The sequence below is a fragment of the Streptomyces sp. NRRL F-5122 genome (genome assembly GCF_001507435.1).
GTDB lineage: Bacteria > Actinomycetota > Actinomycetes > Streptomycetales > Streptomycetaceae > Streptomyces > Streptomyces lannensis.
In genome coordinates this window covers 441836-468834 of sequence record NZ_LMWH01000001.1, presented here as the reverse complement: position 1 = coordinate 468834, position 26999 = coordinate 441836, and the positions used below count along the sequence as shown (strand labels likewise).

General features: G+C 71.7%; 23 protein-coding genes. 18 read left to right on the top strand and 5 right to left on the bottom strand.

What is annotated here, in order from left to right; genetic code table 11:
* The first annotated feature begins 16 nt into the window (after nucleotides 1-16).
* Nucleotides 17-1156, top strand: coding sequence for a glycosyltransferase family 4 protein (locus tag ADL25_RS02115; protein WP_059125826.1), 1140 nt, complete (start codon nucleotides 17-19; stop codon nucleotides 1154-1156).
* Here ADL25_RS02115 and ADL25_RS02110 read toward each other — a convergent pair.
* From ADL25_RS02110 to ADL25_RS02100, 3 genes are all read right to left on the bottom strand, one after another.
* The gene (locus ADL25_RS02110; protein ID WP_059125825.1) at nucleotides 1147-2802 is read right to left on the bottom strand and encodes a PucR family transcriptional regulator; all 1656 of its coding nucleotides are present in this window, start codon (nucleotides 2800-2802) and stop codon (nucleotides 1147-1149) included. The two genes, ADL25_RS02115 and ADL25_RS02110, sit on opposite strands and share 10 nt — an antisense overlap.
* 46 nt (nucleotides 2803-2848) lie before the next feature.
* The gene (locus ADL25_RS02105; RefSeq protein ID WP_059125824.1) at nucleotides 2849-4231 is read right to left on the bottom strand and encodes an FAD-binding oxidoreductase; all 1383 of its coding nucleotides are present in this window, start codon (nucleotides 4229-4231) and stop codon (nucleotides 2849-2851) included.
* 111 nt (nucleotides 4232-4342) lie between these two features.
* On the bottom strand, nucleotides 4343-6145 hold the full coding sequence (locus tag ADL25_RS02100) for a glycoside hydrolase family 15 protein (protein WP_059125823.1): 1803 nt from the start codon (nucleotides 6143-6145) through the stop codon (nucleotides 4343-4345).
* 469 nt (nucleotides 6146-6614) lie between these two features.
* Between ADL25_RS02100 and ADL25_RS02095 the strand changes: the two genes are divergently transcribed.
* The 16 genes from ADL25_RS02095 to der all read left to right on the top strand — a co-directional run bounded on the left by ADL25_RS02095 (nucleotide 6615) and on the right by der (nucleotide 24226).
* The gene (locus tag ADL25_RS02095; protein ID WP_059125822.1) at nucleotides 6615-8264 is read left to right on the top strand and encodes a CTP synthase; all 1650 of its coding nucleotides are present in this window, start codon (nucleotides 6615-6617) and stop codon (nucleotides 8262-8264) included.
* 86 nt (nucleotides 8265-8350) lie between these two features.
* The gene (locus tag ADL25_RS02090; protein ID WP_059125821.1) at nucleotides 8351-8977 is read left to right on the top strand and encodes an NUDIX domain-containing protein; all 627 of its coding nucleotides are present in this window, start codon (nucleotides 8351-8353) and stop codon (nucleotides 8975-8977) included.
* A gap of 193 nt (nucleotides 8978-9170) precedes the next feature.
* Nucleotides 9171-11240: a tetratricopeptide repeat protein gene (locus ADL25_RS02085; protein WP_059125820.1), complete on the top strand. Its 2070-nt coding sequence runs from the start codon at nucleotides 9171-9173 to the stop codon at nucleotides 11238-11240.
* A 135-nt stretch (nucleotides 11241-11375) separates the two neighbouring features.
* Nucleotides 11376-12500, top strand: coding sequence for an alanine dehydrogenase (gene ald / locus ADL25_RS02080; protein ID WP_059125819.1), 1125 nt, complete (start codon nucleotides 11376-11378; stop codon nucleotides 12498-12500).
* A gap of 358 nt (nucleotides 12501-12858) precedes the next feature.
* Nucleotides 12859-14034, top strand: a complete 1176-nt coding sequence (locus ADL25_RS02075; RefSeq protein ID WP_079050115.1) for a ParA family protein — start codon at nucleotides 12859-12861, stop codon at nucleotides 14032-14034.
* Nucleotides 14019-14588: a hypothetical protein gene (locus ADL25_RS02070; RefSeq protein ID WP_079050114.1), complete on the top strand. Its 570-nt coding sequence runs from the start codon at nucleotides 14019-14021 to the stop codon at nucleotides 14586-14588. The genes ADL25_RS02075 and ADL25_RS02070 overlap by 16 nt, the downstream gene beginning before the upstream one ends.
* Nucleotides 14589-15085: 497 nt before the next feature.
* Entirely contained in the window at nucleotides 15086-16036 is a 951-nt protein-coding gene (locus tag ADL25_RS02065) for a segregation and condensation protein A (RefSeq protein WP_402523710.1), read from the top strand.
* Nucleotides 16033-16704 (top strand): SMC-Scp complex subunit ScpB, encoded by a 672-nt coding sequence (gene scpB, locus ADL25_RS02060; RefSeq protein ID WP_059125815.1) that lies wholly within the window; start codon nucleotides 16033-16035, stop codon nucleotides 16702-16704. Before ADL25_RS02065 ends, scpB begins: the two co-directional genes overlap by 4 nt.
* Nucleotides 16704-17771: a pseudouridine synthase gene (locus ADL25_RS02055; RefSeq protein ID WP_059125814.1), complete on the top strand. Its 1068-nt coding sequence runs from the start codon at nucleotides 16704-16706 to the stop codon at nucleotides 17769-17771. The genes scpB and ADL25_RS02055 overlap by 1 nt, the downstream gene beginning before the upstream one ends.
* Before the next feature lie 111 nt (nucleotides 17772-17882).
* On the top strand, nucleotides 17883-18611 hold the full coding sequence (locus ADL25_RS02050; protein WP_059125813.1) for an NUDIX hydrolase: 729 nt from the start codon (nucleotides 17883-17885) through the stop codon (nucleotides 18609-18611).
* Nucleotides 18608-19630, top strand: a complete 1023-nt coding sequence (locus ADL25_RS02045; protein ID WP_059125812.1) for an ADP-ribosylglycohydrolase family protein — start codon at nucleotides 18608-18610, stop codon at nucleotides 19628-19630. The genes ADL25_RS02050 and ADL25_RS02045 overlap by 4 nt, the downstream gene beginning before the upstream one ends.
* Nucleotides 19631-19771: 141 nt before the next feature.
* Nucleotides 19772-20134: a chorismate mutase gene (gene aroH, locus ADL25_RS02040; protein ID WP_059125811.1), complete on the top strand. Its 363-nt coding sequence runs from the start codon at nucleotides 19772-19774 to the stop codon at nucleotides 20132-20134.
* The gene (locus ADL25_RS02035) at nucleotides 20131-21225 is read left to right on the top strand and encodes a prephenate dehydrogenase (RefSeq protein WP_059125810.1); all 1095 of its coding nucleotides are present in this window, start codon (nucleotides 20131-20133) and stop codon (nucleotides 21223-21225) included. Before aroH ends, ADL25_RS02035 begins: the two co-directional genes overlap by 4 nt.
* Before the next feature lie 109 nt (nucleotides 21226-21334).
* Nucleotides 21335-22030 (top strand): (d)CMP kinase, encoded by a 696-nt coding sequence (cmk, locus tag ADL25_RS02030; RefSeq protein ID WP_059125809.1) that lies wholly within the window; start codon nucleotides 21335-21337, stop codon nucleotides 22028-22030.
* Nucleotides 21988-22674 (top strand): lysophospholipid acyltransferase family protein, encoded by a 687-nt coding sequence (locus ADL25_RS02025; RefSeq protein WP_199839089.1) that lies wholly within the window; start codon nucleotides 21988-21990, stop codon nucleotides 22672-22674. The genes cmk and ADL25_RS02025 overlap by 43 nt, the downstream gene beginning before the upstream one ends.
* 73 nt (nucleotides 22675-22747) lie before the next feature.
* Nucleotides 22748-24226 carry a ribosome biogenesis GTPase Der gene (der, locus tag ADL25_RS02020; RefSeq protein WP_059125807.1) on the top strand — a complete coding sequence of 493 codons (1479 nt, stop codon included), beginning with the start codon at nucleotides 22748-22750 and terminating at the stop codon, nucleotides 24224-24226.
* A gap of 70 nt (nucleotides 24227-24296) precedes the next feature.
* Here der and ADL25_RS02015 read toward each other — a convergent pair whose 3' ends face one another.
* Together ADL25_RS02015 and ADL25_RS02010 are read right to left on the bottom strand one after the other, a co-directional pair.
* A complete protein-coding gene (locus ADL25_RS02015; RefSeq protein ID WP_059125871.1) occupies nucleotides 24297-24686 on the bottom strand; it encodes a hypothetical protein in 390 nt (129 codons plus the stop codon).
* A gap of 212 nt (nucleotides 24687-24898) precedes the next feature.
* The gene (locus ADL25_RS02010) at nucleotides 24899-25672 is read right to left on the bottom strand and encodes a hypothetical protein (protein ID WP_059125806.1); all 774 of its coding nucleotides are present in this window, start codon (nucleotides 25670-25672) and stop codon (nucleotides 24899-24901) included.
* Between the two features lie 540 nt (nucleotides 25673-26212).
* Between ADL25_RS02010 and ADL25_RS02005 the strand changes: the two genes are divergently transcribed.
* The gene (locus ADL25_RS02005; RefSeq protein WP_059125805.1) at nucleotides 26213-26866 is read left to right on the top strand and encodes a transglycosylase family protein; all 654 of its coding nucleotides are present in this window, start codon (nucleotides 26213-26215) and stop codon (nucleotides 26864-26866) included.
* Nucleotides 26867-26999: the final 133 nt, after the last annotated feature.

Sequence of the window (26999 nt, the reverse complement as noted above, 5' to 3'; positions counted from 1 at the left end):
CAGGAGCCCAGGCCCCGTGAGCCTTGCGAGCAGCCCTTCACTGCACGGACGGTCGCCGCTGCGCACCGTGCAGGTGCTCGGCGGAGGCAGCGCGGGCAGCAGTGCGCACGTGCGCACGCTGACTTCGGGGCTGGTCGCCCGAGGGGTGGGCGTGATCGTGTGCGCCCCCGTCGAGGCCGAACGCCTCTACGACTTCTCCGGCGTGGGGGGCCGGCACGTCCCGGTGCCCCGCAGCACGGAGCCCGCCGCCCTCGCCGCCCTCCGCATCGCCTGCGGCGAGGCGGACCTGGTGCATGCGCACGGGCTGCACGCGGGCCTGCGCGCCGCGCTCGCGCTCAGCGGCCGCCCCGTCCCGCTCGTCGTCACATGGCACACGCGGGCGCACGCCGAGGGCGCCCGCGCCGCTGTTGTACGCCTCCTCGAACGACGCGTGGCCAGGGCCGCGTCCGTCGTCCTCGGCACGTCCTCCGACCTGGTCGACCGGGCACGCCGCCGGGGTGCCCGTGACGCCCGGCTCGCCGCCGTCGCCCTGCCCGCCCATCGCACCCCGGTCGAGCACGAAGACGACCCCGATCGGCTGCGTTCCAAGACCCGGGCCGAACTCGGCGCCACCGACCGGCCGTTGCTCATGGCCGTCGGCAGCCTCGACCGGCACCGGGGATACGACGTACTGCTCGACGCCGCGCGCGCCTGGCGCCGCCTCGAACCGGCTCCCCTGGTCGTCGTCGCGGGGGAGGGCCCGCTGCGGACCGTGCTCCAGCGGCGCATCGAGGACGAGTCGCTGCCGGTACGGCTGATCGGGCGGCGCGAGGACGTCGCGGAACTGCTTGCGGCCGCCGATCTCGCCCTGCTGCCGACCAGTTGGGAGTCCCGGTCGGTCCTCGCCCAGGAGGCCCTGCACGCCCGTGTGCCGCTCGTCGCCACGGATGTCGGCGGTATCCGCGAACTCGTCGGGGACGCGGCCGAACTGGTCCCGTACGGCGACGCGGACGCGCTCGCCGGCGCCGTCGTACGGCTTCTCGACGACCCCGGACGCCGGGCGCTGCTGCGGGACAAGGGCACGGCTCAGGCCGCCACCTGGCCAACCGAGGACGAGACGGTGGCCCAAGTACTCAGTGTGTACGACGAGTTGACGCAGGTCCTGCCCTACGTCTGAGGCAGGCGGCGCACGTGTCTGCGCGCCCGCAGCGCCAGGCTGAGGGTCAGGACGGTCTGCGGGTCGTCGAGGTCCGTGCCCAGCAACTCGCCGATCCTCGCCAGCCGGTTGTAGAGCGTCTGCCGGTTCAGGTGCAGCTCGCGGGCCGTCTCCGCCTTGCGGCCCGCGTGTGCCAGATAGGTCTCCAGCGTGGGCAGCAGCGGCGGCTTGGAGCGGCGGTCGTGGTCGCGCAGCGGACCGATCGCGCGGTCCACGAAGGCCGCGAGGTCGGGATGGTCCCGCAGGCGCCACAGCAGGAGGTCGATGTCGAGACGGCGGGCGTCGTACCAGGAGTGCTCCGGCAGCCCCTGCGCCGCCGTCGCCGTCTCCGCCGCGTGCCGCAGTCCCGCCGACGCCGCCGCCCAGCCGCCCGCCGCACCGACCACCACCACCGGCGGCCGCACCCCCGGCCGCTGTATGCCCGCCCGCTCGACACCGGCCCGCAGCGCGGCGGCCACCCGGTCCGCGATCGCCGGACGCTCCGCCTCCGAGCGCAGCTTCAACAGCAGCAGCACCCTGCCCTCCACCGGCCGTACGCCCAGCAGCACGGGCACACCCACCGCGGCCAGTTCCTCCGCGACCGCCCTTGCCAGGACAGCCCACCCGCCGCCCCCCGGGTCGAGGCCGTCCGCCAGCCGCATCACGACGGGCAGCAGAGGCCCTGCACCCGGCTTGAAGCCCAGCACCCGGGCCTGCGCGGGCGCGTCCTCCGCGGCGACACGGCCCTCGGCGAGGTCGGTGAGGAAGTCGCCTCGCCCGCGCGCGGCCAGCTCCTCCTCCTGCCGGGCCTGCATCAGTACGACGGCCAGGACGCCCGCGGCCCGCTCCGCGGCCATTCGGTGCACCGGCGCCGTCGGCGTACCCACCGGCAGCAGCACCAGCCGCGCCCGGACGGAACCCGTGGCGGGCCCGCCGCCGGGCACGTCCACGAGGACCGTGCCGGCCGGGGGAGCGTCCTTGTGCTGACCGCGCAGGCCCTCCCACACCTGGAGCGGGTCGGTGTCGGCGGGTCCCGTCCCGGCCGCGTACAGCAGTTGCCCGTCGGCGGTCTCGAGGAACACGGGGTTGCCGCCGAAGTCGGCCAGGATCCGCAGGACCTGGGGCACCCCGCCACCCCCGAGCAGCGCCTCGGTGCAGCGGCGGTGCACCTCCTCGGCCCGCTGGAGCAGCGCGTAGTGGCCGTTGACGATCTCGGTGTGGATCTCCTCGGTGACGGTCACGAACGGCACCTCGCGGTGCAGCTGCACGAGCGGCAGACCCGTGGTGCGGGCCGTCTCGACGAGGGCGGCGGGCAGCCGGGTGAAACGCGTGCCCAGCTCCACGACCAGGGCCGCGATGCCGCGTTCGGCGAGTGTGCGGACGAACGCGCGCTGGTCGGCGGGGCGGGTGCCGAGACCGTAGCCCGTGGTCAGGAGCAGCTCGCCGCCCTTGAGCAGCGAGGCGATGTTCGGGACCTCGCCCGCGTGCACCCAGCGCACCGTGCGGTTCAGCCGATCGGCGCCGGCCAGCACCTCCGGCAGCCCGCTGCGCAGCCCGGGCAGCTCCAGCGCCCGCTGCACCGTGATCCCGGCGCCCTCGGTGCCCCGTGGCTCGTGACGGCTGTCCATGCGGTGACGCTACCCGCGGGCACACGCCGGGCGCACCGCGGGCCCGTCAGGCGGGCGGGATGTTGTGGTTGTACCGGAACACGTTGTCCGGGTCGTACTGCCGCTTGATCCGGGCCAGCCGGTTGAAGTTCCCGGTGCCGAGGCCGGCCACCACCCGGTCCCTGCCCTCGTCCCCGATGAAGTTGAGGTACACCGCGCCCGTGCGCCAGGGCCGGGCGTCCGCACACACGTCCCTGACCCACCGCAGCGCCCGCTCGTCGTCCGCCGGATCCTCCCAGACGCCGAAAGGGTGCACGGTCCACGGCGCGTCCCGGTAGGGGACCGGGTACTCGGCGGGCCCGGCTGCGATCGCGCCGCCCTGCGGGAAGAGCACCTGCTGACTGGCCGAGGGCACGGGCATCGAGCGGGCGCGCGAGCAGAAGACGTCGACCAGCTCGTCGGGCAGGGCGCTCACGTACTCGACCGACCAGTGGTTCCGCAGCCCCGGCGGGCCGTCGAGCATGCACTGGACGTCGGCGTACGGCATCGTCGAGACGACCTCGCACTCGTGCGGCAGCGCCAGCAGCGGTCGGGCGAGCTTGCGCAGATCCTCCTCGCCGCCGGTGTACGTGACGAGGGCGGTGCACAGCAGCGAACCGACCAGGTGCCCGGGGACGAACGGTTCGGGCGGTGCCGTGACGTACAGCACGGCACCGCCCACCTCCGGCGGGCCCGTGGTGACGACGTCGCGGAAGGTCCGCACCGCGTGGGGGCCGGTCTCGGGCAGGAACATCAGCAGGGCGATGGAGAACTCGGGCAGTTCGTGCAGCCTGAGTGTGAGCGCGGTGGCGATGCCGAAGTTGCCACCGCCGCCGTGCAGGGCCCAGAAGAGCTCGGGATTCTCCTCGCCGGTGGCGAGCACGGTGTCGCCCTGGGCGGTCACGAGCTCGACGCCGAGCAGGTTGTCGACGGCGAGGCCGAACGGCCGGTCGAGCCAGCCGTTGCCGCCGCCGAGCACAAAGCCGCCGACCCCGGTGGTGGAGACCCGGCCGCCGGTGGTCGCGAGCCCGTGCGGCTGCGTGGCGCGGTCCAGGTCGCTCATCACGGCACCGCCCCCGACCCGCACCGACGCGGAACCGGGGTGGACCGTGACCTCGCGCATCCGGCGCAGATCGACGACGAGACCGTTGTCGCACAGCGCCATCCCGGCGACGCTGTGCCCGCCACCGCGCACGGCGATCTTCAGATCCAGCTCCCGGGCGAAGCGCACCGCCCGGACGACGTCGGCCTCCCCCTCGCATTGCGCGATCACCGCCGGGCGGCGGTCGATCGTCGCGTTGAAGACGGTCCGGGCCTCGTCGTAGCCCGCATCGCCCGGGGCGTGGACGTCGCCTGCCAGATCCGAGCGGAGCGCGGCGAGCGCCGCGCCCGCCTTCGAAAGGGCAGCCATGCCAGCCGCCCCCTTCCAGCGAGGGACACATCTCCCCCCAGCCTAGGCGGGCGGCGCGCACCGGTCCTGTCCGCCGGCGTGCGGGGCCTCGCAGGCCCCGCACAGGCGAGATCAGCCGCCGTACGCGCCCGAGGCGGTCAGCCGCAGCGCGGTGTCGATCAGCGGCACGTGGCTGAACGCCTGCGGGAAGTTCCCCACCTGGCGCTGCAGACGCGGATCCCACTCCTCGGCGAGCAGACCCAGGTCGTTGCGCAGCGCGAGCAGCTTCTCGAAGAGCTTGCGGGCCTCGTCCACGCGGCCGATCATCGCCAGGTCGTCGGCCATCCAGAAGGAGCAGGCGAGGAACGCGCCCTCGTCGCCAGGCAGTCCGTCCACACCCTCCTCCGCGCCCGAGGTCGGGTAGCGCAGGATGAAACCGTCTGGGGTGGACAGCTCGCGCTGGATCGCCTCGATCGTGCCGATCACCCGCTTGTCGTCCGGCGGCAGAAAGCCCATCTGCGGGATCAGCAGCAGGGAGGCGTCCAGCTCCTTGGAGCCGTAGGACTGTGTGAAGGTGTTGCGCTCTTTGTCGTAACCCTTCTCACACACGTCCCGGTGGATGTCGTCGCGCAGCTCGCGCCACTTCTCCAGCGGGCCGTCCGCGTCGCCGGACTCGATCAGCTTGATCGTGCGGTCGACCGCCACCCAGGCCATGACCTTGGAGTGCACGAAGTGGCGGCGGGGGCCGCGCACCTCCCAGATGCCCTCGTCCGGCTCGTCCCAGTGCTGCTCCAGGTAGCGGATCAGCTTCAGCTGGAGCAGGGACGCGTAGTCGTTGCGCGCCAGGCCCGTCATATGGGCCAGATGCAGGGCCTCGGTGACCTCGCCGTACACGTCGAGCTGCAACTGGTGTGCGGCGCCGTTGCCCACGCGTACCGGCGCGGAGTTCTCGTAGCCGGGCAGCCAGTCCAGCTCGGCCTCGCCCAGTTCACGCTCACCCGCGATGCCGTACATGATCTGGAGGTTCTCCGGATCGCCGGCCACGGCCCGCAGCAGCCACTCGCGCCAGGCGCGGGCCTCCTCGCGGTAGCCGGTGCGCAGCAGGGACGACAGGGTGATCGCCGCGTCCCGCAGCCAGGTGTAGCGGTAGTCCCAGTTGCGTACGCCGCTGATCTCCTCGGGCAGCGAGGTCGTCGGCGCGGCCACGATGCCGCCCGTCGGCGCGTAGGTGAGGGCCTTGAGGGTGATCAGCGAGCGGACCACGGCCTCGCGGTAGGGACCGTGGTACGTACAGTGCTCCACCCACTCGCGCCAGAAGTCCTCGGCCGCCTCCAGCGACTGTTCGGGCTCGGGAAGCGAGGGCGGCTTCTGGTGCGAGGGCTGCCAGGAGATGGTGAAGGCGATCCGGTCACCCGGAGCGACCGTGAAGTCCGCATACGTGGTCAGGCCTTTGCCGTAGGTCTCGGCCTCGGTGTCGAACCACACGGAGTCCGGCCCTGCCACGGCCACGGTGCGTCCCTCGTGCTTGTGCACCCAGGGCACCACACGCCCGTAGGAGAACCGCATGCGCAGCGCGGAGCGCATCGGCACCCGGCCCGTGACGCCCTCCACGATCCGGATCAGCTGCGGGGCGCCGTCACGCGGCGGCATGAAGTCGATGACCCGGACCGTGCCGCGCGGGGTGTCCCATTCGGACTCCAGGATCAGGGAGTCGCCGCGGTAGGAGCGCCGGGTCGCCGTGGGCGGCTGCGCGCCCGAGGCGTGGGCGGGGCCCAGACGCCACAAGCCGTGCTCCTCTGTACCGAGCAGTCCTGCGAAGACGGCATGGGAGTCGAATCGGGGCAGGCACAACCAGTCCACGGTGCCGTCCCGGCAGACCAGCGCCGCGGTCTGCATGTCTCCAATGAGTGCATAGTCTTCGATGCGCCCGGCCAATTGAACTCCAGTCGAACGGCCACGTCGCCCACGAGGGGCGGTCGCTCTTTGCGGTCATGGGGTCGGTGAGACAGACGTTGTTCACCGACCCATTCGGAAAGCAAGCGGTCGATGTTCAACAAACTGACAAGCTCTTGTTGTTCCGGTGACGGGCGGGGGTGGTGCCGTTTTCCGGGGAGTGCTCGGCAGCGAGTGTCCGAGCAGGATACGACGCACCTCCATGATCCGCGTCCCGGTCCGGGCAACGCGAGTGCGCCGAACGAGTGGGGCGCGGGTGAGTGTCGCGCGTCCATGGTGACACGGGTCCGGCGGGTGGCCGGAAGCGGTCATGCTCGGGCGCTGTTACTCTGGTAGCCCGTGGACCGGTGGGCACGAAACCCCCGAACCGCAGCGACGGCACCTCCGGAAACCTTCGGCGGGTGGACCGCCCCGCAACCCAGACCGCGACCACGGGAGCCCCCTCTTGGCCATGCCGCCCAAATCCACGACGACCAAGCACATCTTCGTCACCGGGGGTGTCGCCTCCTCGCTCGGCAAGGGCCTGACGGCGTCCAGCCTCGGCATGCTGCTCAAGGCGCGGGGTCTTCGTGTTGTCATGCAGAAGCTCGACCCGTACCTGAACGTGGACCCGGGCACCATGAACCCCTTCCAGCACGGTGAGGTGTTCGTCACGAACGACGGCGCCGAGACCGATCTGGACATCGGCCACTACGAGCGCTTCCTCGACCGCGACCTGGACGGCTCCGCCAACGTCACCACCGGGCAGGTCTACTCGACGGTGATCGCCAAGGAGCGGCGTGGCGAGTACCTGGGCGACACGGTGCAGGTCATCCCGCACATCACCAACGAGATCAAGCACCGCATCCGGCGCATGGCCACCGACGAGGTGGACGTCGTGATCACCGAGGTCGGCGGCACGGTGGGCGACATCGAGTCGCTGCCGTTCCTGGAGACCGTGCGCCAGGTCCGCCATGAGGTCGGTCGTGACAACGTCTTCGTGGTGCACATCTCACTGTTGCCGTACATCGGCCCGTCCGGCGAGTTGAAGACCAAGCCGACCCAGCACTCGGTCGCCGCCCTGCGCAACATCGGCATCCAGCCCGACGCGATCGTCCTGCGCTGCGACCGCGAGGTGCCGACGGCGATCAAGCGCAAGATCTCGCTGATGTGCGACGTCGACGAGGCCGCGGTCGTGGCGTGCCCCGACGCCCGCTCCATCTACGACATCCCGAAGGTCGTGCACACCGAGGGCCTGGACGCCTACGTCGTCCGCAAGCTGGATCTGCCGTTCCGCGACGTGGACTGGACGACCTGGGACGACCTGCTCGACCGGGTCCACAACCCCGACCACGAGATCACCCTCGCCCTGGTCGGCAAGTACATCGACCTGCCCGACGCCTATCTGTCGGTGACCGAGGCGCTGCGCGCGGGCGGCTTCGCCAACAAGGCCCGGGTGAAGATCAAGTGGGTCACGTCGGACGACTGCAAGACCCCCGCCGGCGCCAGGAAGCAGCTGTCCGACGTGGACGCGATCTGCATCCCCGGCGGATTCGGCGATCGCGGTGTCTCCGGCAAGGTGGGCGCCATCCAGTACGCCCGCGAGAACAGGATCCCGCTGCTCGGACTCTGCCTCGGCCTTCAGTGCATCGTGATCGAGGCGGCGCGCAACCTGGCCGACATCCCCGACGCGAACTCCACCGAGTTCGACTCGGCGACCGCCCACCCGGTCATCTCCACCATGGCCGAACAGCTCGACATCGTGGCGGGCGAGGGCGACATGGGCGGCACGATGCGGTTGGGCATGTACCCGGCCAAGTTGGCCGAGGGCTCGATCGTGCGCGAGGTGTACGACGGCAAGGAGTACGTCGAGGAGCGCCACCGTCACCGCTACGAGGTGAACAACGCCTATCGCGCCGAGCTGGAGAAGAAGGCCGGTGTCGTGTTCTCCGGCACGTCGCCGGACGGCAAGCTCGTGGAGTACGTCGAATACCCGCGCGAAGTGCACCCTTACCTGGTGGCGACGCAGGCGCACCCCGAGCTGCGCTCCCGCCCGACCCGGCCCCACCCGCTGTTCGCGGGCCTGGTGAAGGCGGCCGTGGAGCGGAAGAACGGCAAGTAGCGCGAGAGCTGTACGGTGGCCGGGGTGCGCGTCCTTCGGGAGGCGTGCCCCGGTCGTGTGCAAGGGCGTGGGAGGAACAGGGCGACATGACGATCAAGGACACCCCCGAGGAGTGGGAGGTCAGGGCGAGCGACACCCCGTTCGTCGGCAAAAAGACCTCCGTCCGCACCGACGACGTGGTGATGCCCGACGGTTCGGTCGCCCGCCGCGACTACCAGGTGCACCCCGGTTCGGTGGCCGTCCTCGCCCTGGACGACGAGGACCGCGTGCTGGTCATCCACCAGTACCGGCACCCCGTGCGCCACAAGCTCTGGGAGATCCCGGCCGGGCTTCTCGACGTTCCCGGCGAGAACCCGCTGCACGCCGCCCAGCGCGAGCTGTACGAGGAGGCGCACGTCAAGGCCGAGGACTGGCGGGTGCTGACCGACGTCTACACCACCCCCGGCGGCTGCGACGAGGCCGTGCGCGTCTTCCTCGCCCGTGATCTGTCCGAGGCCGAGGGACAGCGCTTCGAGGTGGAGGACGAGGAGGCCGACATGGAGCTGGCCCGGATCCCGCTCCAGGACCTCGTGCGGGGCGTGCTGGCAGGCGACCTGCACAACAACTGCCTCGTGGTGGGCGTCCTCTCGCTGGTCGCCGCGCGGAACGGCGACGGTCTGGACGCCCTGCGCCCGGCCGAGGCGCCGTGGCCCGCTCGGCCGTTCGAGTCCTGAGAACGCGAGGAACCGGCCCGTTCACGGTCCGGCACCCCCTCCGACAGTGCTGGTCGTACGATCGCCTGATCCGATCGGGGGATGTGCCTGCCCTGCTCGGCCCGGATCGTCGCAGAGCGTGAACTAGGCTCTGGGAACGACCCGCCCCAAGGCCCGGCGGGCCCGTGTGCGCAGTGGGACGGGAGCGTGGCCCGTGGCGGATCAGGCGGTGGACGCAGGCGGCGTCGAGCTGTCGGAGGGCGAGCGGCGTCCCCCCGCCACGGACGGTCAGTTCCTCGGCCGTACACGGGAGTTGAAGGAACTCCTGCTCGACATCGAACGCGCGGGCCTGGACACCCTCTCCGGCCGCAAGGCACCCCGTGCCCGTGTGCTGCTCATCGCCGGCCGCTCCGGTTTCGGGCGCACGGCGCTCGCCGAGGAGCTGGTGCGCCAGGTCGCACACCGTTACCGGGACGGTGTGCTGCGGGCCCGGCTCAGTGAGCCCGACGGCACCCCCGTACCGGCCGAGCGCATCGCCCGCGCGTTGCTGGCGGCCCTCGACCTGCCGGCCCCGGCCGGAGCCGGCGAGGACGACCTGACCCAGGCGCTGCGCGAGGGCCTGGCCGAACGCCGGGTGCTGCTCCTGCTCGACGACGCGGTGACCGCCGAGCAGGTGGACGCCCTGCTGCCGGACGCGCCCGACTGCCTGGTCGTGGCCGTCTCCAAGGGGCCGCTGACCGGGATCGCGGACGTGCGCCCCTGCACCCTCGGCGGACTCGACACCAAGTCCGCGCTGGATCTCCTCACCCGGTTCACCGGATCGGTGCGCATCACCGTCGACCCGCGTGCCGCCGAGGGTCTTGTGGAGGAGTGCGCCGGCCAGCCCGCCGCGCTCGTCCTGGCCGGCGGCTGGCTGGGTGCCCGTCCCAAGGCCGGCGTCGCCGACCTGGCCAAGCAGCTGCGCGCCGAGGGCGACGACGGGCCGGCACCGCACCGGGTCTTCCGGCTCGCGTACGCGGGACTGCCGGGCACCGCCCAGCGGATGCTGCGCCTGCTCCACCTGGCCCCCCTCGGCCTCGTCGATCCGCACACCGCCTCCGCACTGGCCGGCTGCTCGGTGGAGGACGCCCGTGCCGTCCTCGACGACTTCGCGGCCCTCGGGTTCCTGCGGCCCGTGGACGCCGCCCTGTCGCTGTTCGAGATCCCCGGCTGTCTGCACCCCCTGCTCCGCGCCCGCAGCGAGAGCCAGGACCGCCCGGCCGAGTTGCAGCTGGCCCGGGCGCGGATGCTGGAGCGGACCGTACGGCTGCTCCAGTCCTGCCGCGCGATCACCGAGACCGACAGCCCGCAGGCCCGCGAGAAGCTCGCCGGGCTGCCCAAGGCCCTGCGCTTCGCGACCCCCCGCGCGGCCGAGGAATGGCTGCGCGTCCGGCAGCCCGCGCTGCTGGCCGCGGCCCGGCTCGCGGTCGCCGACGGCGAGCTGGACACGCTGGCCCGCCGCCTCATGGCCGCGCTGGTGAGGGCCATGGTCGCGCACTTCGGCACCCGGGCCGCCGCCCCCGAGCTGTACGGCATCCACCGGCTGGTCCTCGATGTCGCCGAGCGCCGGGACCTGCCCCGCGAGCAGTCGGCGGCCCTGCTGAACCTCGCGGACCTGGACGTGCAGACGGGCCGGACAGCGGAGGCGCTGCCCCGCTACCGGGCCGCGCTGGACGCGGCACGACGGGGGAACGACCCGTATGCGACGGCCCGCGCAATGGAATCCGTAGCCGGCGCACACCAGGAGCTCGGGGACTACGACCGGGCGGCCGACTGGTACGGCCGGGCGCTCGCCCACCGGCTCGCCCGGGACGAGCGCGCGGACGCCGCCCGGCTCTACGGGCGCCTCGGCGCCGTCCACACGTACGCGGGCCGCTACGGCGAGGCGCAGCGCCAGTGGCGTGCCGCGGTCGCGGGGCACCGCAGAAGCGGCGATGCGGCCGCCCACGCGCGGGCGTTGAGCGAGCTGGCGAGGGTTCAGGAGTACGCCGGACGGCCCGAGGAGTCGCTGCGTACCTGCCAGGAGGCGGTCGAGTGGGCGCGCCACGCCGAGGACGTACGGCTCCAGGCGGCGCTGCAGCTCAGACTCGCCGACACATTGGAGCACCTCGGCGACCCGGCGGCGGCCCGTCTCCACCGCGGAACGGCCGAACGCCTGCTGGGCGAGGAGGCCCACGATGATGCGACAGAGCCGGAACAGGAAGCTAACGCCTACGAAATCCGCGGTCCATCAGCTGAAGATTGATGTAATGAAAGGCTAGACACAGGGAAGGCCTTCATTAGACTGGCTCTGCCGCACGTTCTCCTGCGGTGTCTCCCGATGTGCCCCTGCACGTCCGGGTGTGCGTTGCAATGCCCCTCATTCTCTGAGCCAAGGACCGTGATCGACGTGAAGGTCGGCATCCCCCGCGAGGTCAAGAACAACGAGTTCCGGGTGGCCATCACCCCCGCCGGCGTGCACGAGCTGGTGCGCAACGGTCATCAGGTCGTCGTCGAGCGGAACGCCGGCGTCGGCTCCTCGATCCCGGACGAGGAGTACATCAGCGCGGGTGCGCAGATCCTGGACACCGCCGACGAGGTCTGGGCCACCGCCGACCTGCTGCTCAAGGTGAAGGAGCCGGTCGCCGAGGAGTACCACCGTCTGCGCAAGGACCAGATCCTCTTCACCTACCTGCACCTGGCCGCCTCCAAGGAGTGCACGGACGCCCTGCTGGAGTCCGGGACCACCGCCATCGCGTACGAGACGGTCGAGCTGCCGAACCGCGCGCTCCCGCTGCTCGCCCCCATGTCCGAGGTCGCCGGCCGACTGGCCCCGCAGGTCGGCGCCTACCACCTGATGGCGGCGAACGGCGGCCGCGGTGTGCTGCCCGGCGGTGTCCCGGGTGTGCCGGCCGGCAAGGCCGTCGTCATCGGCGGTGGCGTGTCCGGCTGGAACGCCGCGCAGATCGCCATCGGCCTGGGCTTCCACGTCACCCTGCTCGACAAGGACATCAACAAGCTCAAGGAGGCGGACAAGATCTTCGGCACGAAGATCCAGACCGTCGTCTCCAACGCCTTCGAACTGGAGAAGGCCTGCCTCGAGGCCGACCTCGTCGTCGGCGCCGTCCTCATCCCGGGTGCCAAGGCTCCGAAGCTGGTCACCAACGAGCTCGTCTCCCGGATGAAGGCGGGAAGTGTCCTTGTCGACATCGCGATCGACCAGGGCGGCTGCTTCGAGGATTCCCGGCCCACCACGCACGCCGAGCCGACCTTCAAGGTCCACGAGTCGGTCTTCTACTGCGTCGCCAACATGCCCGGTGCCGTCCCGAACACCTCCACCTACGCGCTGACGAACGCCACGCTGCCCTACATCGTGGAGCTGGCCAACCGCGGCTGGGTCGAGGCGCTGCGCCGCGACGCCGCGCTGGCCAAGGGCCTCAACACCCATGACGGCCAGGTGGTTTACAAGGAGGTCGCCGAGGCGCACGGGCTGGACCACGTGGACCTGGAGACCCTCCTCGGCTAGTCCCGCCACGTGTTGGCCCGGAGCCGCAGGGCGGCAGGTCAACCCGCCTCGTCAACGCCGAGCGTCCGGCCGGACCTTGCCCGACAAGGTCCGGCCGGATGTGCGTATGGTCACTTTGCGGCACTCGTTCAACTCGCCTCGAACGCAACTCTTTAACCGTTTCGCACACCGGTGAAACCTGGCGAACGGTGCTCGGACACCCTTGACAGCAGGATGTTTCATTGCCGACACATCGGGCCGGGTCCGGCGGATTGTGTTGCTGCGGACCGCCGACACGCCATAGAGTCGCCAACCGTCGGCATGGTGCCACGCTGACCTATCTAGAAGTCCCCTGGTCACCAAGGAGGTAAGACGACTTGTGAATGAGTCGACATTTTCTCCCGGGGGTGGTCAACCAGGAACGCCTGCGCGGGGCACGGTCCCCACGGGGCTCGAGGCTGTCGGCTCCGTCGCTGTCCGTACCTTCGCTGCCCACCAGAGCCAGAGCCCTCGCCTGACTCAGACAGCACATCAGAGCTTGGATGGCCAACACGTGAACGCCATGGCCGGCAACGGAAGTGGCGGGGTCCACAACCACTTCGCCGACTACGACGAACTGCCCGACGGGCACTTCTACGACCCCGACGCGGAATACGAGCCCGATCCCGAATACGCGGCCACGCTCGCGCCCGACGCGGCCCGCCAGCGCCGCGAGCGCATCGGCCCGACGGGGCGCCCGCTGCCGTACTTCCCCATCCCGGGTCCGCTGACCGATCACGGCCCCGCGAAGATCATCGCGATGTGCAACCAGAAGGGCGGCGTCGGCAAGACGACGTCGACCATCAATCTGGGTGCCGCGCTGGCGGAGTACGGCCGCAGGGTGCTGCTCGTCGACTTCGACCCGCAGGGCGCGCTGTCCGTGGGTCTCGGCGTCAACCCCATGGAGCTCGACCTCACCGTCTACAACCTGCTCATGGAGCGGGGCATGTCCGCGGACGAGGTCCTGCTGAAGACCGCGGTCCCGAACATGGATCTGCTGCCGAGCAACATCGACCTGTCGGCGGCCGAGGTCCAGTTGGTGTCGGAGGTCGCGCGCGAGTCGACGCTCCAGCGTGCGCTGAAGCCGCTGATGCCCGACTACGACTACATCGTGATCGACTGTCAGCCCTCGCTCGGCCTGCTCACGGTGAACGCGCTCACCGCCGCGCACAAGGTGATCGTTCCGCTGGAGTGCGAGTTCTTCGCCCTGCGCGGTGTCGCGCTGCTCACCGAGACCATCGAGAAGGTCCAGGAGCGGCTCAACCCCGAGCTGGAGCTGGACGGCATCCTCGCCACGATGTACGACTCCCGGACCGTGCACAGCCGTGAGGTCCTCGCGCGTGTCGTCGAGGCGTTCGACGACCACGTCTACCACACGGTCATCGGCCGGACCGTGCGCTTCCCGGAGACCACGGTCGCCGGTGAGCCGATCACCACGTACGCCTCCAACTCCGTCGGTGCCGCCGCCTATCGCCAGCTCGCCAGGGAGGTGCTCGCCCGGTGTCACGCCGAGTGAGTCTGCCCGGGGCCGACGAACTGTTTCGTACCACCGGGGGAATGGCGCTCCAGGCGTCCACCCCCAGGCGCCCGGCCAACGGCGAGGCCCGGGTGCCGGCTCCCGCGGGCGAGAGCGACCCCGCGGCCGCGACGGAGGACGCGCCGCCGTCGGTGCCCGTGCAGGGCGGCGACGGCGAGGGCGACGAGCACGTCGCGGCGGACGTGGTCGAGACGGAGGCGGGGGAGTCCCGTACGCGCTCCGCCGCCGCGGAACGGCCGGCGCGGCGTCAGGCGGCGTCGCAGGAGGGCCCGGCGGCCTCTCAGCCGCGCAAGCGGGGGCGTGCGGCCGGGCGGCGGCCCAGCGGGCGTGAACGGCACGACGAGAAGATCACCGTGTACGTGTCCGCGGAGGAGCTGATGGACCTCGAGCACGCGCGTCTTGTGCTCCGGGGCGAGCACGGGCTCGCGGTCGACCGCGGGCGGATCGTGCGTGAGGCGGTTGCGGTGGTGCTGGCGGATCTGGAGTCCCGCGGGGACGCCAGTATCCTCGTGCGTCGGCTGCGGGGACGGTAAGCAGGTAGCCTGCGACGGCTATGACCTCGTACGACGGCTCCACTCCCAGCACCGGCCCGGTCGGCCGTCGGCGTGCGCTGGGTCGCGGGCCGGGGGCCGCCCCGGTCGCGCGCGTGGTCGAGGAGGAGCCCGCAGCACTCCATGGAGCCGACGCTCCCGAAGAGGCACCACCTTCAGCGCTTTCCGGGCGGGACACCGCGTTCGAGGAGCCCGCAGCGGCCGGGCACCCCGGGGCCGGGGAGCCGCCGGCCGAGGGTCGCCCGGCCCGCGACGGGTCCGGGCCGGCGGAGGCGGCCGAGGAGAGCGGCCCGTACGACCCGCCCGGTGGGACGGACAGGTCCGAGGAGGCGTCCCCGGGTGCGACCGCCGAGGAACCGGTCGGTGCCGGACCGGGATCGGAGTCGCCCGAGGCGTCCGTGGTCACCGTGACCCCGGAGGAGGAGGCCGGACCCGACCGGGTGTCGTCCGCCGTGTCCACGCCGTCGGCCCTCACGGCCGTGCCGCAGCCCGGTTCCCCGACCGATGCGCCGGACGTCGCCGTCGAGCCCGCGGACGCGCCCGTCGAACCCTCGGACGGTCCTGAGCCCGATGACGGTGTCTTCAAGGTACGGCTGTCGAACTTCGAGGGCCCCTTCGACCTGCTCCTCCAGTTGATCTCGAAGCACAAGCTCGACGTGACCGAGGTCGCGCTGTCCAAGGTGACCGACGAGTTCATGGGGCACATCCGGGCGATGGGGCCGGACTGGAACCTCGACGAGACCACCGAGTTCCTCGTGGTCGCCGCGACCCTGCTCGACCTCAAGGCGGCGCGGCTGCTGCCCGCCGCCGAGGTCGAGGACGAGGCCGACCTCGCGCTGCTGGAAGCTCGCGACCTGCTGTTCGCGCGGCTCCTCCAGTACCGCGCCTACAAGCAGATCGCCGAGATCTTCAACCGGCGGACCGAGGACGAGGCACGGCGCTACCCCCGTACCGTCGGCCTCGAACCCCAGCACGCCGAGCTGCTGCCCGAGGTCGTCATCAGCATCGGGCCCGAGGGTTTCGCCGGACTCGCCGTCAAGGCGATGCAGCCCAAGCCCAAACCCCAGGTCTATGTGGACCACATCCACGCCCCGCTGGTCTCCGTGCAGGAGCAGGCCCAGATCGTGGTCGCCAGGCTGCGGGAACTCGGCGCGGCCAGCTTCCGTGTGCTCGTGGCGGACAGCGAGGACACCCTCACGGTCGTCGCGCGCTTCCTGGCCCTGCTGGAGCTGTACCGGGAGAAGGCCGTGGCGCTGGAGCAGGAGGACGCGCTCGGCGAGCTGCTGGTGCGCTGGACCGGCGGGGAGGGGGACGAGGCACCGGTGGTGACGGACGAGTTCGACCGGCCACCCGAGGATCCCGAAGCCAAGGCCGACGGCACGAAGACGGAACCCGGCAGGAACGGCGCGAAGACGGAGGAGAAGGCGTGAGCGAGGAGACCGTGGAGGTTCCGGCAGGCCTGGCCGCGGTGGCCGGCCTCGACCTCAAGCCCGCGCTGGAGGCCGTCCTGATGGTCGTGGACGAGCCCGCCACCGAGGAGCATCTGGCGAAGATCCTCGAGCGGCCCCGGCGGCACATCGCCGACGCGCTGCGCGAGCTCGCCGACGAGTACACCGTGCAGGGACGCGGTTTCGAGCTGCGGTTCGTCGCGGGCGGCTGGCGCTTCTACAGCCGGGCCGAGTACGCCCCGGCCGTGGAGCGCTTCGTGCTGGACGGTCAGCAGGCCCGGCTCACCCAGGCCGCCCTGGAGACCCTGGCGGTGGTCGCGTACCGTCAGCCGGTCAGCCGCAGCCGTGTCTCGGCGGTCCGCGGAGTCAACTGCGACGGGGTCATGCGCACCCTGCTCCAACGGGGTCTGGTCGAAGAGGCGGGCACGGAACCCGAAACAGGTGCGATCCTGTACAGGACGACGAACTACTTCCTGGAGCGGATGGGCCTGCGCGGCCTGGACGAGCTTCCGGAACTCGCGCCCTTCCTCCCGGAGGCGGAGGCGATCGAGGCCGAGACCCAGGAGGGCGTTCCGTCGTTCGACCCGGACGCTCTTGATGCTCCGGACCCGGACGACGATCACCCGACGAACACGACGACGGAATTTTGATGCGAAGCAGCGGCAGCGGCAGGAACGACGGGCGCGGCAACTACCGCGGTGCCGGCAACAGCAAGGACGAGCGGCAGGGTGCGGGCCGACCTCGAAAGCCCCGACCCGAGGAGCGCCGCTACGACGTGGGCCCCGGCGCCTCCAAGGACGGCCCCAAGTCCGGGCGCGGCACCACCGCGCGCGGCGGTGCCAAGGGCGGCCCCAGGCAGTCGCAGCAGCGTGACGGGGGCCGCACGGCACCCGCCCGCTCGCGCGAGTACGAGACCCGGGCCGAGGAGCGCAACCGCGAGCGGTACGCCGGCAAGAAGGACCTCAAGCTGCCCAAGACCTTCCCGGGCGCCGAGCTGGAGGGCGAGCGGCTGCAGAAGGTGCTCGCGCGTGCCGGGTACGGCTCCCGGCGTGCCTGCGAGGAGCTGATCGAGCAGGCCCGGGTCGAGGTCAACGGCGAGATCGTCACCGAGCAGGGGCTGCGGGTCGACCCGGAGAAGGACGAGATCCGGGTGGACGGGCTGACCGTGGCCACGCAGTCGTACCAGTTCTTCTCGCTGAACAAGCCGGCCGGTGTCGTCTCCACCATGGAGGACCCGGAGGGGCGCCAGTGCCTCGGGGACTACGTCACCAACCGTGAGACCCGGCTCTTCCACGTCGGCCGGCTCGACACCGAGACCGAGGGCGTCATCCTGCTCACCAACCACGGCGAGCTGGCCCACCGGCTGACCCATCCCAGGTACGGCGTGAAGAAGACCTATCTCGCGCACATCGTGGGCCCCATCCCGCGCGACCTGGGTAAGAAGCTCAAGGACGGCATCCAGCTCGAGGACGGGTACGCGCGTGCGGACCACTTCCGGGTGGTGGAGCAGACCGGCAAGAACTACCTCGTCGAGGTGACCCTGCACGAGGGCCGCAAGCACATCGTGCGCCGCATGCTCGCGGAGGCCGGGTTCCCGGTCGACAAGCTGGTGCGGACGGCCTTCGGCCCGATCACTCTCGGCGACCAGAAGTCGGGCTGGCTGCGCCGGCTGTCGAACACCGAGGTCGGGATGCTGATGAAGGAAGTCGACCTCTAGGCCCCGGGCTCTCGAAGCGGCCGGTTCCCGTGTGACGGGAACCGGCCTTCTTCTTGTGCGCGGGCCCTGTCCGCCATTAGAGTCATGTCGACCATAAAGGGGGTGGGGGTCATGGGGACCGTGCCGGGCTACGACAAGTACGCCCATGAGCCCTTCGGTGTCACCGCCGACCTGGCCGTCCTGACCGTCCGGGCGGGCCGGCTCCACGTTCTGCTCGTCGAACGCGGACAGCAGCCCTACGCGGGCCGCTGGGCGCTCCCCGGCGGCTTCGTGCGGCCGGAGGAGTCCGCGGAGGAGGCCGCCCGGCGGGAGCTCGCCGAGGAGACCGGCCTCGCGGACGTCTCCGGGCTCCACCTCGAGCAGCTGCGCACCTACAGCGACCCCGGCCGCGATCCCCGGATGCGGGTCGTCTCCGTCGCCTTCGCCGCCCTGCTGCCCGACGCTCCCGAGCCGCACGGCGGCGGCGACGCGGCACAGGCACGCTGGCTGCCCTACGAAGCGGCCGGGCCGCTCGCCTTCGACCACGACCGGATCCTCGCCGACGCCCACGAACGGGTCGGCGCCAAGCTGGAGTACTCCTGCCTCGCCACGGCCTTCTGCCCGCCCGAGTTCACCCTCGGGGAGCTGCAGCAGGTCTACGAGACCGTGTGGGGCACCGCGCTCGACCGCCCCAACTTCCGGCGCAAGGTCCTCGCCACCCCGGGCTTCGTCGAACCGGTCCCGGGCGCCGTCCGGCTCACCGGTGGCCGCGGCAAGCCCGCCGCGCTCTACCGCGCGGGCACCGCCACCGCCCTGCACCCGCCCCTGCTCCGCCCCGCCACGGAAGGACGGCCCTCATGACCGCCACCGCCCTCGCCAAGCACGCCGCCACCGGATCACTGATCGGACTCGCCCTCGGCGACGCGCTCGGTTTTCCGACCGAGTTCAACGACGTGCCCTCCATCCTCGCCAAGTGCGGGCCGTGGCGCGAGATGGAGCTGCCGAAGCCGGCGATCGTCACCGACGACACCCAGATGACGCTGGCGCTCGGACGCGGGCTTCGGACGACCATGGACCGCGGGGTCCTGGCGCCGAAGCGCATGGAGCGGCCGGTGCGCGAGGAGTTCGTCGACTGGTACCACTCCCCGGAGAACAACCGGGCACCAGGACGGACCTGCCTCGTCGCCTGCAACCTGCTGAACGACGAGAGCCGGCCCTGGCAGGAGGCGAGCCAGATCGACTCCAAGGGCTGCGGGGCCAACATGCGGGTGGCGCCCGTCGGACTCGCACCGGGGCTCAGCGACGAACAGCGCGCCGGGGCCGCTCAGTTGCAGGCGGCGCTCACCCACGGCCACCCCACGGCGCTCGCCGCCTCCGACCTCACCGCCCACGCGATACGGCTGCTCGTCCAGGGCGCCGAGCCGGCCGGACTGGTCGGGCAGCTGCGCTCGTACGCGTACGAGAACCGCAGCCGGTACCACGAGTCGTGGCTCGGCGATCTGTGGACCCGCGCCCAGGACCCCACCGCGGAGCACTTCATCGCCCGCGGCTGGGACGAGTGCCTGGAGATCCTCGAACGCCTCCAGGCAGCCGTGGCGACCGTGTCGCCCGAGACGGACCCCTGTCTCGCGACCGGCGAGGGGTGGATCGCGGAGGAGGCCCTCGCCACCGGTCTGCTGTGCTTCCTGCTGTTCCCCGACCAGCCGGTCACCGCACTGCGCCGGGCCGCCTGCACCTCCGGCGACTCCGACTCGATCGCATGCCTTGCGGGGGCCTTCGCAGGCGCCCACCTCGGCTCCGAGGCCTGGCCGCGGGAGTGGGCGGACCGCATCGAGTACGGGGGCGAACTGCAGGCGCTCGGGGCCCTCTGGGACATGTGAGCGGGCGGCCCGGTCCATCACCGCGGGCGCTCGCACGGCGGCGCGGCGCGTCTCGCCGGACGGGCGCCGCGCCGGAGTGCGTCCCGGGCTGACTACGCTGGTGTGACCAGAGGTTTCCGTACATCAGCGAGGAGCATCACCGTGGCGGTACGAGCGGTCCGGGGCGCCGTCCAACTCGAAAGGGACGAGGCCGGGCACATGAGTGAGCAGGTCGGCGCCCTGCTCACCGCCGTCCTGGAGCGGAACGGCCTCACCGCCGACGCGCTGATCAGCATCTGGTTCACCGCCACCCCCGATCTGCACAGCGACTTCCCGGCGGCCGCGGCCCGCAAGCTCGGCATCGTCGACGTCCCGTTGATCTGCGCCCAGGAGCTGGACGTCGAGGGCGCGATGCCCCGCGTCGTCCGCATCCTCGCCCACATCGAGTCCGACATGCCGCGCGCCGACATCGTGCACGTCTACCTCGGTGCCGCCGCCGCCCTGCGCAAGGACATCGCCCAGTGAGATCCGCACTCGTCATCGGCACGGGGCTCATCGGCACCTCGGCGGCCCTGGCGCTGGCCGCCCGCGGCGTCACCGTGCACCTGCGCGACCACGACCCCGAGCAGGCCCGCACGGCGGCCGTCCTCGGCGCCGGCACCGACGAGGAGCCCGAGGGCCCCGTCGACCTGGTGATCGTCGCGGTCCCGCCCGCGCACGTCGCCGCTGGGCTCGCCGACGCCATGCGGCGCGGCCTCGGGCGCGGCTACCTCGACGTGGCCAGCGTCAAGGGCGGCCCGCGCCGCGAACTGGAGGCGCTCGGCCTCGACCCGGCCCACCTGTCGAGGTACATCGGCACGCATCCCATGTCCGGGCGTGAGAAGTCCGGACCGCTGGCGGCCACCGGGGACCTCTTCGAGGGCCGCCCCTGGGTGCTCACCCCGACCCGGGACACCGACACCGAGGTGCTGAACCTCGCCCTGGAACTGGTCTCGCACTGTCGTGCCGTGCCCGTCGTGATGGACGCCGACGGTCACGACCGGGCGGTCGCCCTCGTCTCGCACATGCCGCATCTGGTCTCCAACCTGGTCGCCGCCCGCCTCGAGCACGCCGAGGAGGCGGCCGTACGGCTGTGTGGGCAGGGCATCCGGGACGTGACCCGGATCGCCGCCTCCGACCCCGGGATGTGGATCGACATCCTGTCCGCGAACCCCGGCCCGGTCGCCGACCTGCTCTCCGAGGTCGCCACCGACCTCGACGAGACGGTACGGGCCCTGCGCGCTCTGCAGTCGTCCGACGAGGCCAAGCGGCGGGAGGGCGTCGACGGGATCCAGGACGTGCTGCGCCGGGGCAACGCGGGCCAGGTCCGGGTGCCCGGCAAGCACGGCAGCGCGCCGCGGGCCTACGAGACCGTCGCCGTCCTGATCAGCGACCAGCCGGGCCAGCTGGCCCGTATCTTCGCGGACGCGGGCATGGCGGGCGTCAACATCGAGGACGTCCGTATCGAGCACGCGACGGGACAGCAGGCGGGTCTGGTCCAGCTGATGGTGGAGCAGAAGGCGGCCCCGGTCCTGAGCGCGGCGCTGCGGGAGCGGGGCTGGACGATCCGCCAGTAGGGCGACGGGCAGGCCAGTCATACCGGGTCCGGGGAGCCAGTAACCTTGTGCGGGGCGCCTGTGCGTCCCGCCCGTACCCACCACCCCGCACCAGGAAGGTGTCCTCACCGTGGAAAACGGCGCCGCCCGGACCGCCCCGGCAGTGATTGTCGCCATCGACGGCCCCTCCGGCACGGGCAAGTCGAGCACCTCGAAGGCCGTGGCCGCGCACCTCGGGCTGAGCTACCTGGACACCGGCGCCCAGTACCGGGCGATCACGTGGTGGATGGTCAACAACAACATCGACATAACGGACCCGTCGGCGATCGCGGCGGTGGCGGGAAAGCCGGAGATCGTCTCCGGTACGGACCCGTCGGCGCCCACCATCACGGTGGACGGCGTGGACGTGTCAGGGCCGATCCGCGGCCAGGAGGTCACCTCCCGGGTCAGCGCGGTCAGCGCGGTGCCCGAGGTGCGGGCGCGGATCACCGAGCTGCAGCGTTCCCTCGCCGAGTCGGCGCGGACGGGCATCGTCGTGGAGGGCCGCGACATCGGGACCACCGTGCTGCCCGACGCCGACCTGAAGGTCTTCCTCACCGCCTCCGCGGAGGCGCGTGCCGCCCGTCGCAGCGGTGAGCTCAAGGGCGCCGACGTCCATGCCACCCGCGCGGCGCTGATCCAGCGGGACGCGGCCGACTCAAGCCGCAAGACGTCCCCCCTCGCCAAGGCGGACGACGCGGTCGAGGTGGACACCACCGACCTCACGCTCCAGCAGGTCATCGAATGCGTCGTCACCCTCGTCGAGGAGAAGCGGGCGGCGAAGTGAGCGAGGCTCCCTCCGAGCGGGGCGCCGAAGCCGGACGGCGTCTGGGCGTCGGCGTGATCCACGGGCTGTTCAGGCCGCGCGTCCTGGGCGGCTGGAAGGTCCCGGCGACGGGTCCGGCGATCCTCGCGGTCAACCACTCCCACAACGTCGACGGGCCGGTGGTCATGGGCGTGTCGCCCCGCGCCACGCACTTCCTGATCAAGAAGGAGGCGTTCATCGGCCCGCTGGGCGCCTTCCTGACGGGGATCGGCCAGCTGAAGGTGGACCGCACGACCACCGACCGCTCGGCGATCACCAATGCGCTGGGCGTGCTCGAGAACGGGGGAGTGCTGGGCATCTTCCCCGAGGGCACCCGGGGCGAGGGCGACTTCGCCTCGCTGCGTGCCGGGCTCGCCTACTTCGCGGTCCGCAGCGGGGCTCCGATCGTGCCGGTCGCGGTGCTGGGAAGCGCCGAGCGGCGCGGACGGTTGGTAAAGGCGCTGCCTCCGCTGCGCAGCCGCATCGACATCGTCTTCGGCGACCCGTTCGAGGCGGGCGACGGCAGCGGGCGGCGCACGCGCAGGGCGCTGGACGAGGCGACCACGCATATCCAGAAGCAGCTCACCGAGCACCTGGAATCCGCCAGGCGCCTCACCGGGCGCTAGGCGACACTTGAGTAGTGGATCACCGCGGGTGCGGTGCTCCACCGATCACCACGATGAACGAGGTACGGACTTCATGAACGACCAGATCCAGCCCGACGGCTCGGCCGAGCACGAGTACGAGCACGGGGCGCTCGGCGACGCCGAGTACGCGGAGTTCATGGAGCTTGCCGCGGAAGAGGGCTTCGACGTCGAGGACGTCGAGGGCGCGATCGAGGAGGCGGGCCACGGTCCGCTGCCCGTGCTCGCCGTCGTCGGCCGTCCCAACGTCGGCAAGTCGACTCTGGTGAACCGGATCATCGGCCGCCGTGAGGCAGTCGTCGAGGACAAGCCCGGCGTCACCCGCGACCGTGTCACCTACGAGGCCGAGTGGTCGGGCCGCCGCTTCAAGGTCGTCGACACCGGCGGCTGGGAGCAGGACGTCCTCGGTATCGACGCCTCGGTGGCCGCGCAGGCCGAGTACGCGATCGAGGCGGCCGACGCGGTCGTGTTCGTCGTGGACGCCAAGGTCGGCGCCACCGACACGGACGAGGCGGTCGTCCGGCTGCTGCGCAAGGCCGGCAAGCCCGTGGTGCTCGCCGCCAACAAGGTCGACGGCCAGAGCGGCGAGGCCGACGCCGCCTATCTGTGGAACCTCGGCCTCGGCGAGCCCCACCCGGTCTCGGCCCTGCACGGCCGCGGCACCGGCGACATGCTGGACGCGGTCCTCGAGGCGCTGCCCGAGGCGCCCGCCCAGACCTTCGGCACCGCCATCGGCGGACCTCGCCGCATCGCCCTCATCGGCCGCCCGAACGTCGGCAAGTCCTCGCTGCTGAACAAGGTCGCGGGCGAGGAGCGCGTCGTCGTCAACGAACTCGCCGGCACCACCCGCGACCCGGTCGACGAACTGATCCAGCTGGGCGGCAAGACCTGGAAGTTCGTCGACACGGCGGGCATCCGCAAGCGGGTGCACCTCCAGCAGGGCGCGGACTACTACGCCTCGCTGCGCACCGCGGCCGCCGTCGAGAAGGCCGAGGTCGCCGTCGTGCTGATCGACGCCACCGAGAGCATCTCGATCCAGGACCAGCGCATCGTCACCATGGCGGTGGAGGCGGGCCGTGCGCTCGTCCTCGCGTACAACAAGTGGGACACGCTCGACGAGGAGCGCCGCTTCTACCTCGAGCGGGAGATCGAGACCGAGCTCGGACAGGTCGCCTGGGCACCGCGGGTGAACGTCTCCGCGCGCACCGGACGGCACATGGAGAAGCTGGTCCCGGCGATCGAGACCGCGCTCGAGGGGTGGGAGACCCGGGTGCCGACGGGCCGTCTCAACGCCTTCCTCGGCGAGCTGGTCTCCGCGCACCCGCACCCCGTCCGCGGTGGCAAGCAGCCGCGCATCCTCTTCGGCACCCAGGCGGGCACCAAGCCGCCCCGGTTCGTGCTCTTCGCCTCCGGCTTCATCGAGGCGGGCTACCGCAGGTTCATCGAGCGGCGGCTGCGTGAGGAGTTCGGCTTCGAGGGCGCGCCGATCCATCTCTCCGTGCGCGTGCGGGAGAAGCGCGGCAAGAAGAAGTGAGCCGGGAGACACCGGAACACGGGTGAGGGGCGGCCCCCGCGGGAGCCGCCCCTCACCCGTTGTGTCAGGCTCACAGCCCCCTGCGCGGTGCGGGCGGCAGCGCCGGGACGTGGTGCATCCCCCTGGCGTGCCGGGCCACCTGCTGCCAGACGTCGCTCGCCATGGGCGAGTGGCCGTGGTGGGCGGCCAGATGACCGGTGGCGTGCTGAGGAGCGCCGTGGTGTGAGGCATACGTCCCGGTGTCGTACGAGACTGCGCTCACCGGGGAGTTGGCGAAGGCGGTGAAGGCCATGTCCTCCTCGCCGGTGCGGTCGCCCGGGAAGGCCCGGAAGGACCTGACGTACTCGTCGTAGAGCGCGTCGTAGATCGGCGTGGCCGATGAGCCGGAGGGGTCCTGGCCGGCTCGCCCGGCGGGGGCCGGCTGGTAGGACCGGCGGCGGGGGACGTCATATGCGTGCACGTAGGTGCCAACGACCCCGTCGCCCAAGGGATGCGGTCGATTAGTCCGCTTCACGCGCTCTTGTGCCAGGCCCGGGACGCGGTGCGTCCGGGCATGGAGAACCGCGCGTCCGGCCGGCAGGCCGCCCGCGTCCGGAGTACGGCCCGCCGGGCCACGACGGGGGCGCGGGTGGCCGCGGCCGCAGGCGGCCCACCCGCACACCGGTCAGAGGCTCAGGTCCCCGCCAGCGGCAGCGCAGCGGCGACGAGCTTGCCGTTGGCCGCGGCCTTGTCCAGCGCGTCCCGCAGCAGATCCTCCCGCGGCTGCCGGCCGATCGAGCCGACCGGTGCCGCGAACATCAGCACCTGCTGGTGCTTGTTGGCGGCGGCCCGCCAGCCCTCCGTGACCTGGAGCGGCTGGTGCGCCTGCCACCAGGCGACCTGACCGGCCCCGTTCGCACCGGGCTGGAGCACGGCGTGCAGCTGGCCCATGGCGAGCAGCACGGACCAGCCGTGCAGTACGGGCGGCACGGACTCGATGACGGTCAGCGGCATGAAGCCCTGCTCGATGAGCAGGGGCAGGAAGTCGTCGCCGACACCCATCGAGCCCGGGCGCACGATGGGCGCGGTCGGCTCCACGACGAGCGCCGGATGCAGCTCCCCGGCGATCAGGACGAGCCCGCTGGTGACGCCCAGCACGGCCTGCTGGGGGGCGGCCGTGCCGAACCCCTCCTCGGCGGTGATGGAGCGCACGGCGCCCTGCAACTGCTCCTCGGTGACCTGGACGACCTGGGAGGGCAGGCAGGTGGCATGGGCGAAGGCGAGGACGGCGGTCTCGTCGCCGATGAACAGGACGGTGCTGGTGCGCTCCTGTTCGGAGTCGCCCGGAGTGCGGCATGAGGTGCAGTCGTAACTGCCCGGGGCGTTGTCTCCGACGAGCAGCCGGTCGGCTTCTTCGTCGCCGATCTCGGCGCGTACGGCGTCGCTGACGTCGAGCATGCGCGGCACGGGTGGCTCCCTCGGGATGTCGTACGTGGCGTGCCGGGTGGCTCCCGGCCCATGAGTCCGGGGGTCCCCGGGCTCATGAAGATGACAACGGGCGATCTGTGGCCGGAGTCACGCCCGGGAGCGAACGGAATCGAACCATCCGATGCGCTGGGTGAACATGCCCGCGGAATCCGTCACTCCATGTCAACTGTCCCGATGTGTAAGGAAGTTGGTTCCGTGAAGTGGCTCACAGATCGCAGGAGCGCATGGTCGACAAATCCGGAAATCAGCGAATGAAGTGGGTGGCTGAAAATCGCCGATACCCGGGGTAACGTCGAACTGGCCTGGAATGACTAGGAGTTGGTTGAAATCGGGCGACGGATCTCCATACATTCCTCCGCCGTGTGCATCGAGCACCCGCCCGGGACGCCCACCGGCCGCGCCGCGCAGTCGGCGCGCAGCATCACCTCCGGTGGGCGGGGCGGCACGTGACGACCGCGTTCCATGCGCGGACGGCACGTCCCGCCCTGGGGGACCCCGGGTCCGTGGAGAGGGAATTACATGTCCGAATGTGCCGATAACGCCCGTAAGACCCGCACGACCCGTACGACGGTGGTCCTCGCCGGAGCGGCGCTGCTCGCCCCGCTGGGACTGCTGGCCACGACCGGTGAGGCAGCCGCGGCCGACGGTGGGGTGTGGGACCGCATCGCCCAGTGCGAGAGCGGCGGGAACTGGCACATCAACACCGGCAACGGCTACTACGGGGGACTGCAGTTCTCCGCCGGTACCTGGCGCGCGTACGGCGGCTCCGCCTACGCGTCGACCGCGGACCGGGCCTCGAGGGAGGCTCAGATAGCCGTGGCCACCAAGGTGCAGCACGCGCAGGGATGGGGCGCATGGCCCGTCTGCTCGGCGCGTGCCGGAGCCTCCGGAAGTGCGCCCGGCACCGCGGGCCACCAGACGGCAGCCAAGCCGTCGAAGGGTTCCACCACCAGGTCCGCTCCGTCGAAGCAGCCGGCGAAGGCGCCGGAGCGTTCGACGGGACACACGGGGCGCGGGTCGTCCCGCGGTGACTACACCGTCCGCAGCGGTGACACCCTGAGCGGTATCGCCGAGCGGCACGGGACCACCTGGCAGCGGCTCTACGCGCGCAACAAGGCGGTCATCGGCGGTGACCCGGATGTGATCGTGCCCGGGCAGCGGCTCGAGCTCTGATCCTGTCGGCCCGGTGGGCCCCGGCGTCCTGTGGTGACGCCGGGGCCCGCCGGGGTCCTCGTCCCGCCTCCCTCTCCGGAGCGGCCTGTGCGCGCCCCACGACCCCTTTTCCGGCCGCCGAACACCATCGCCC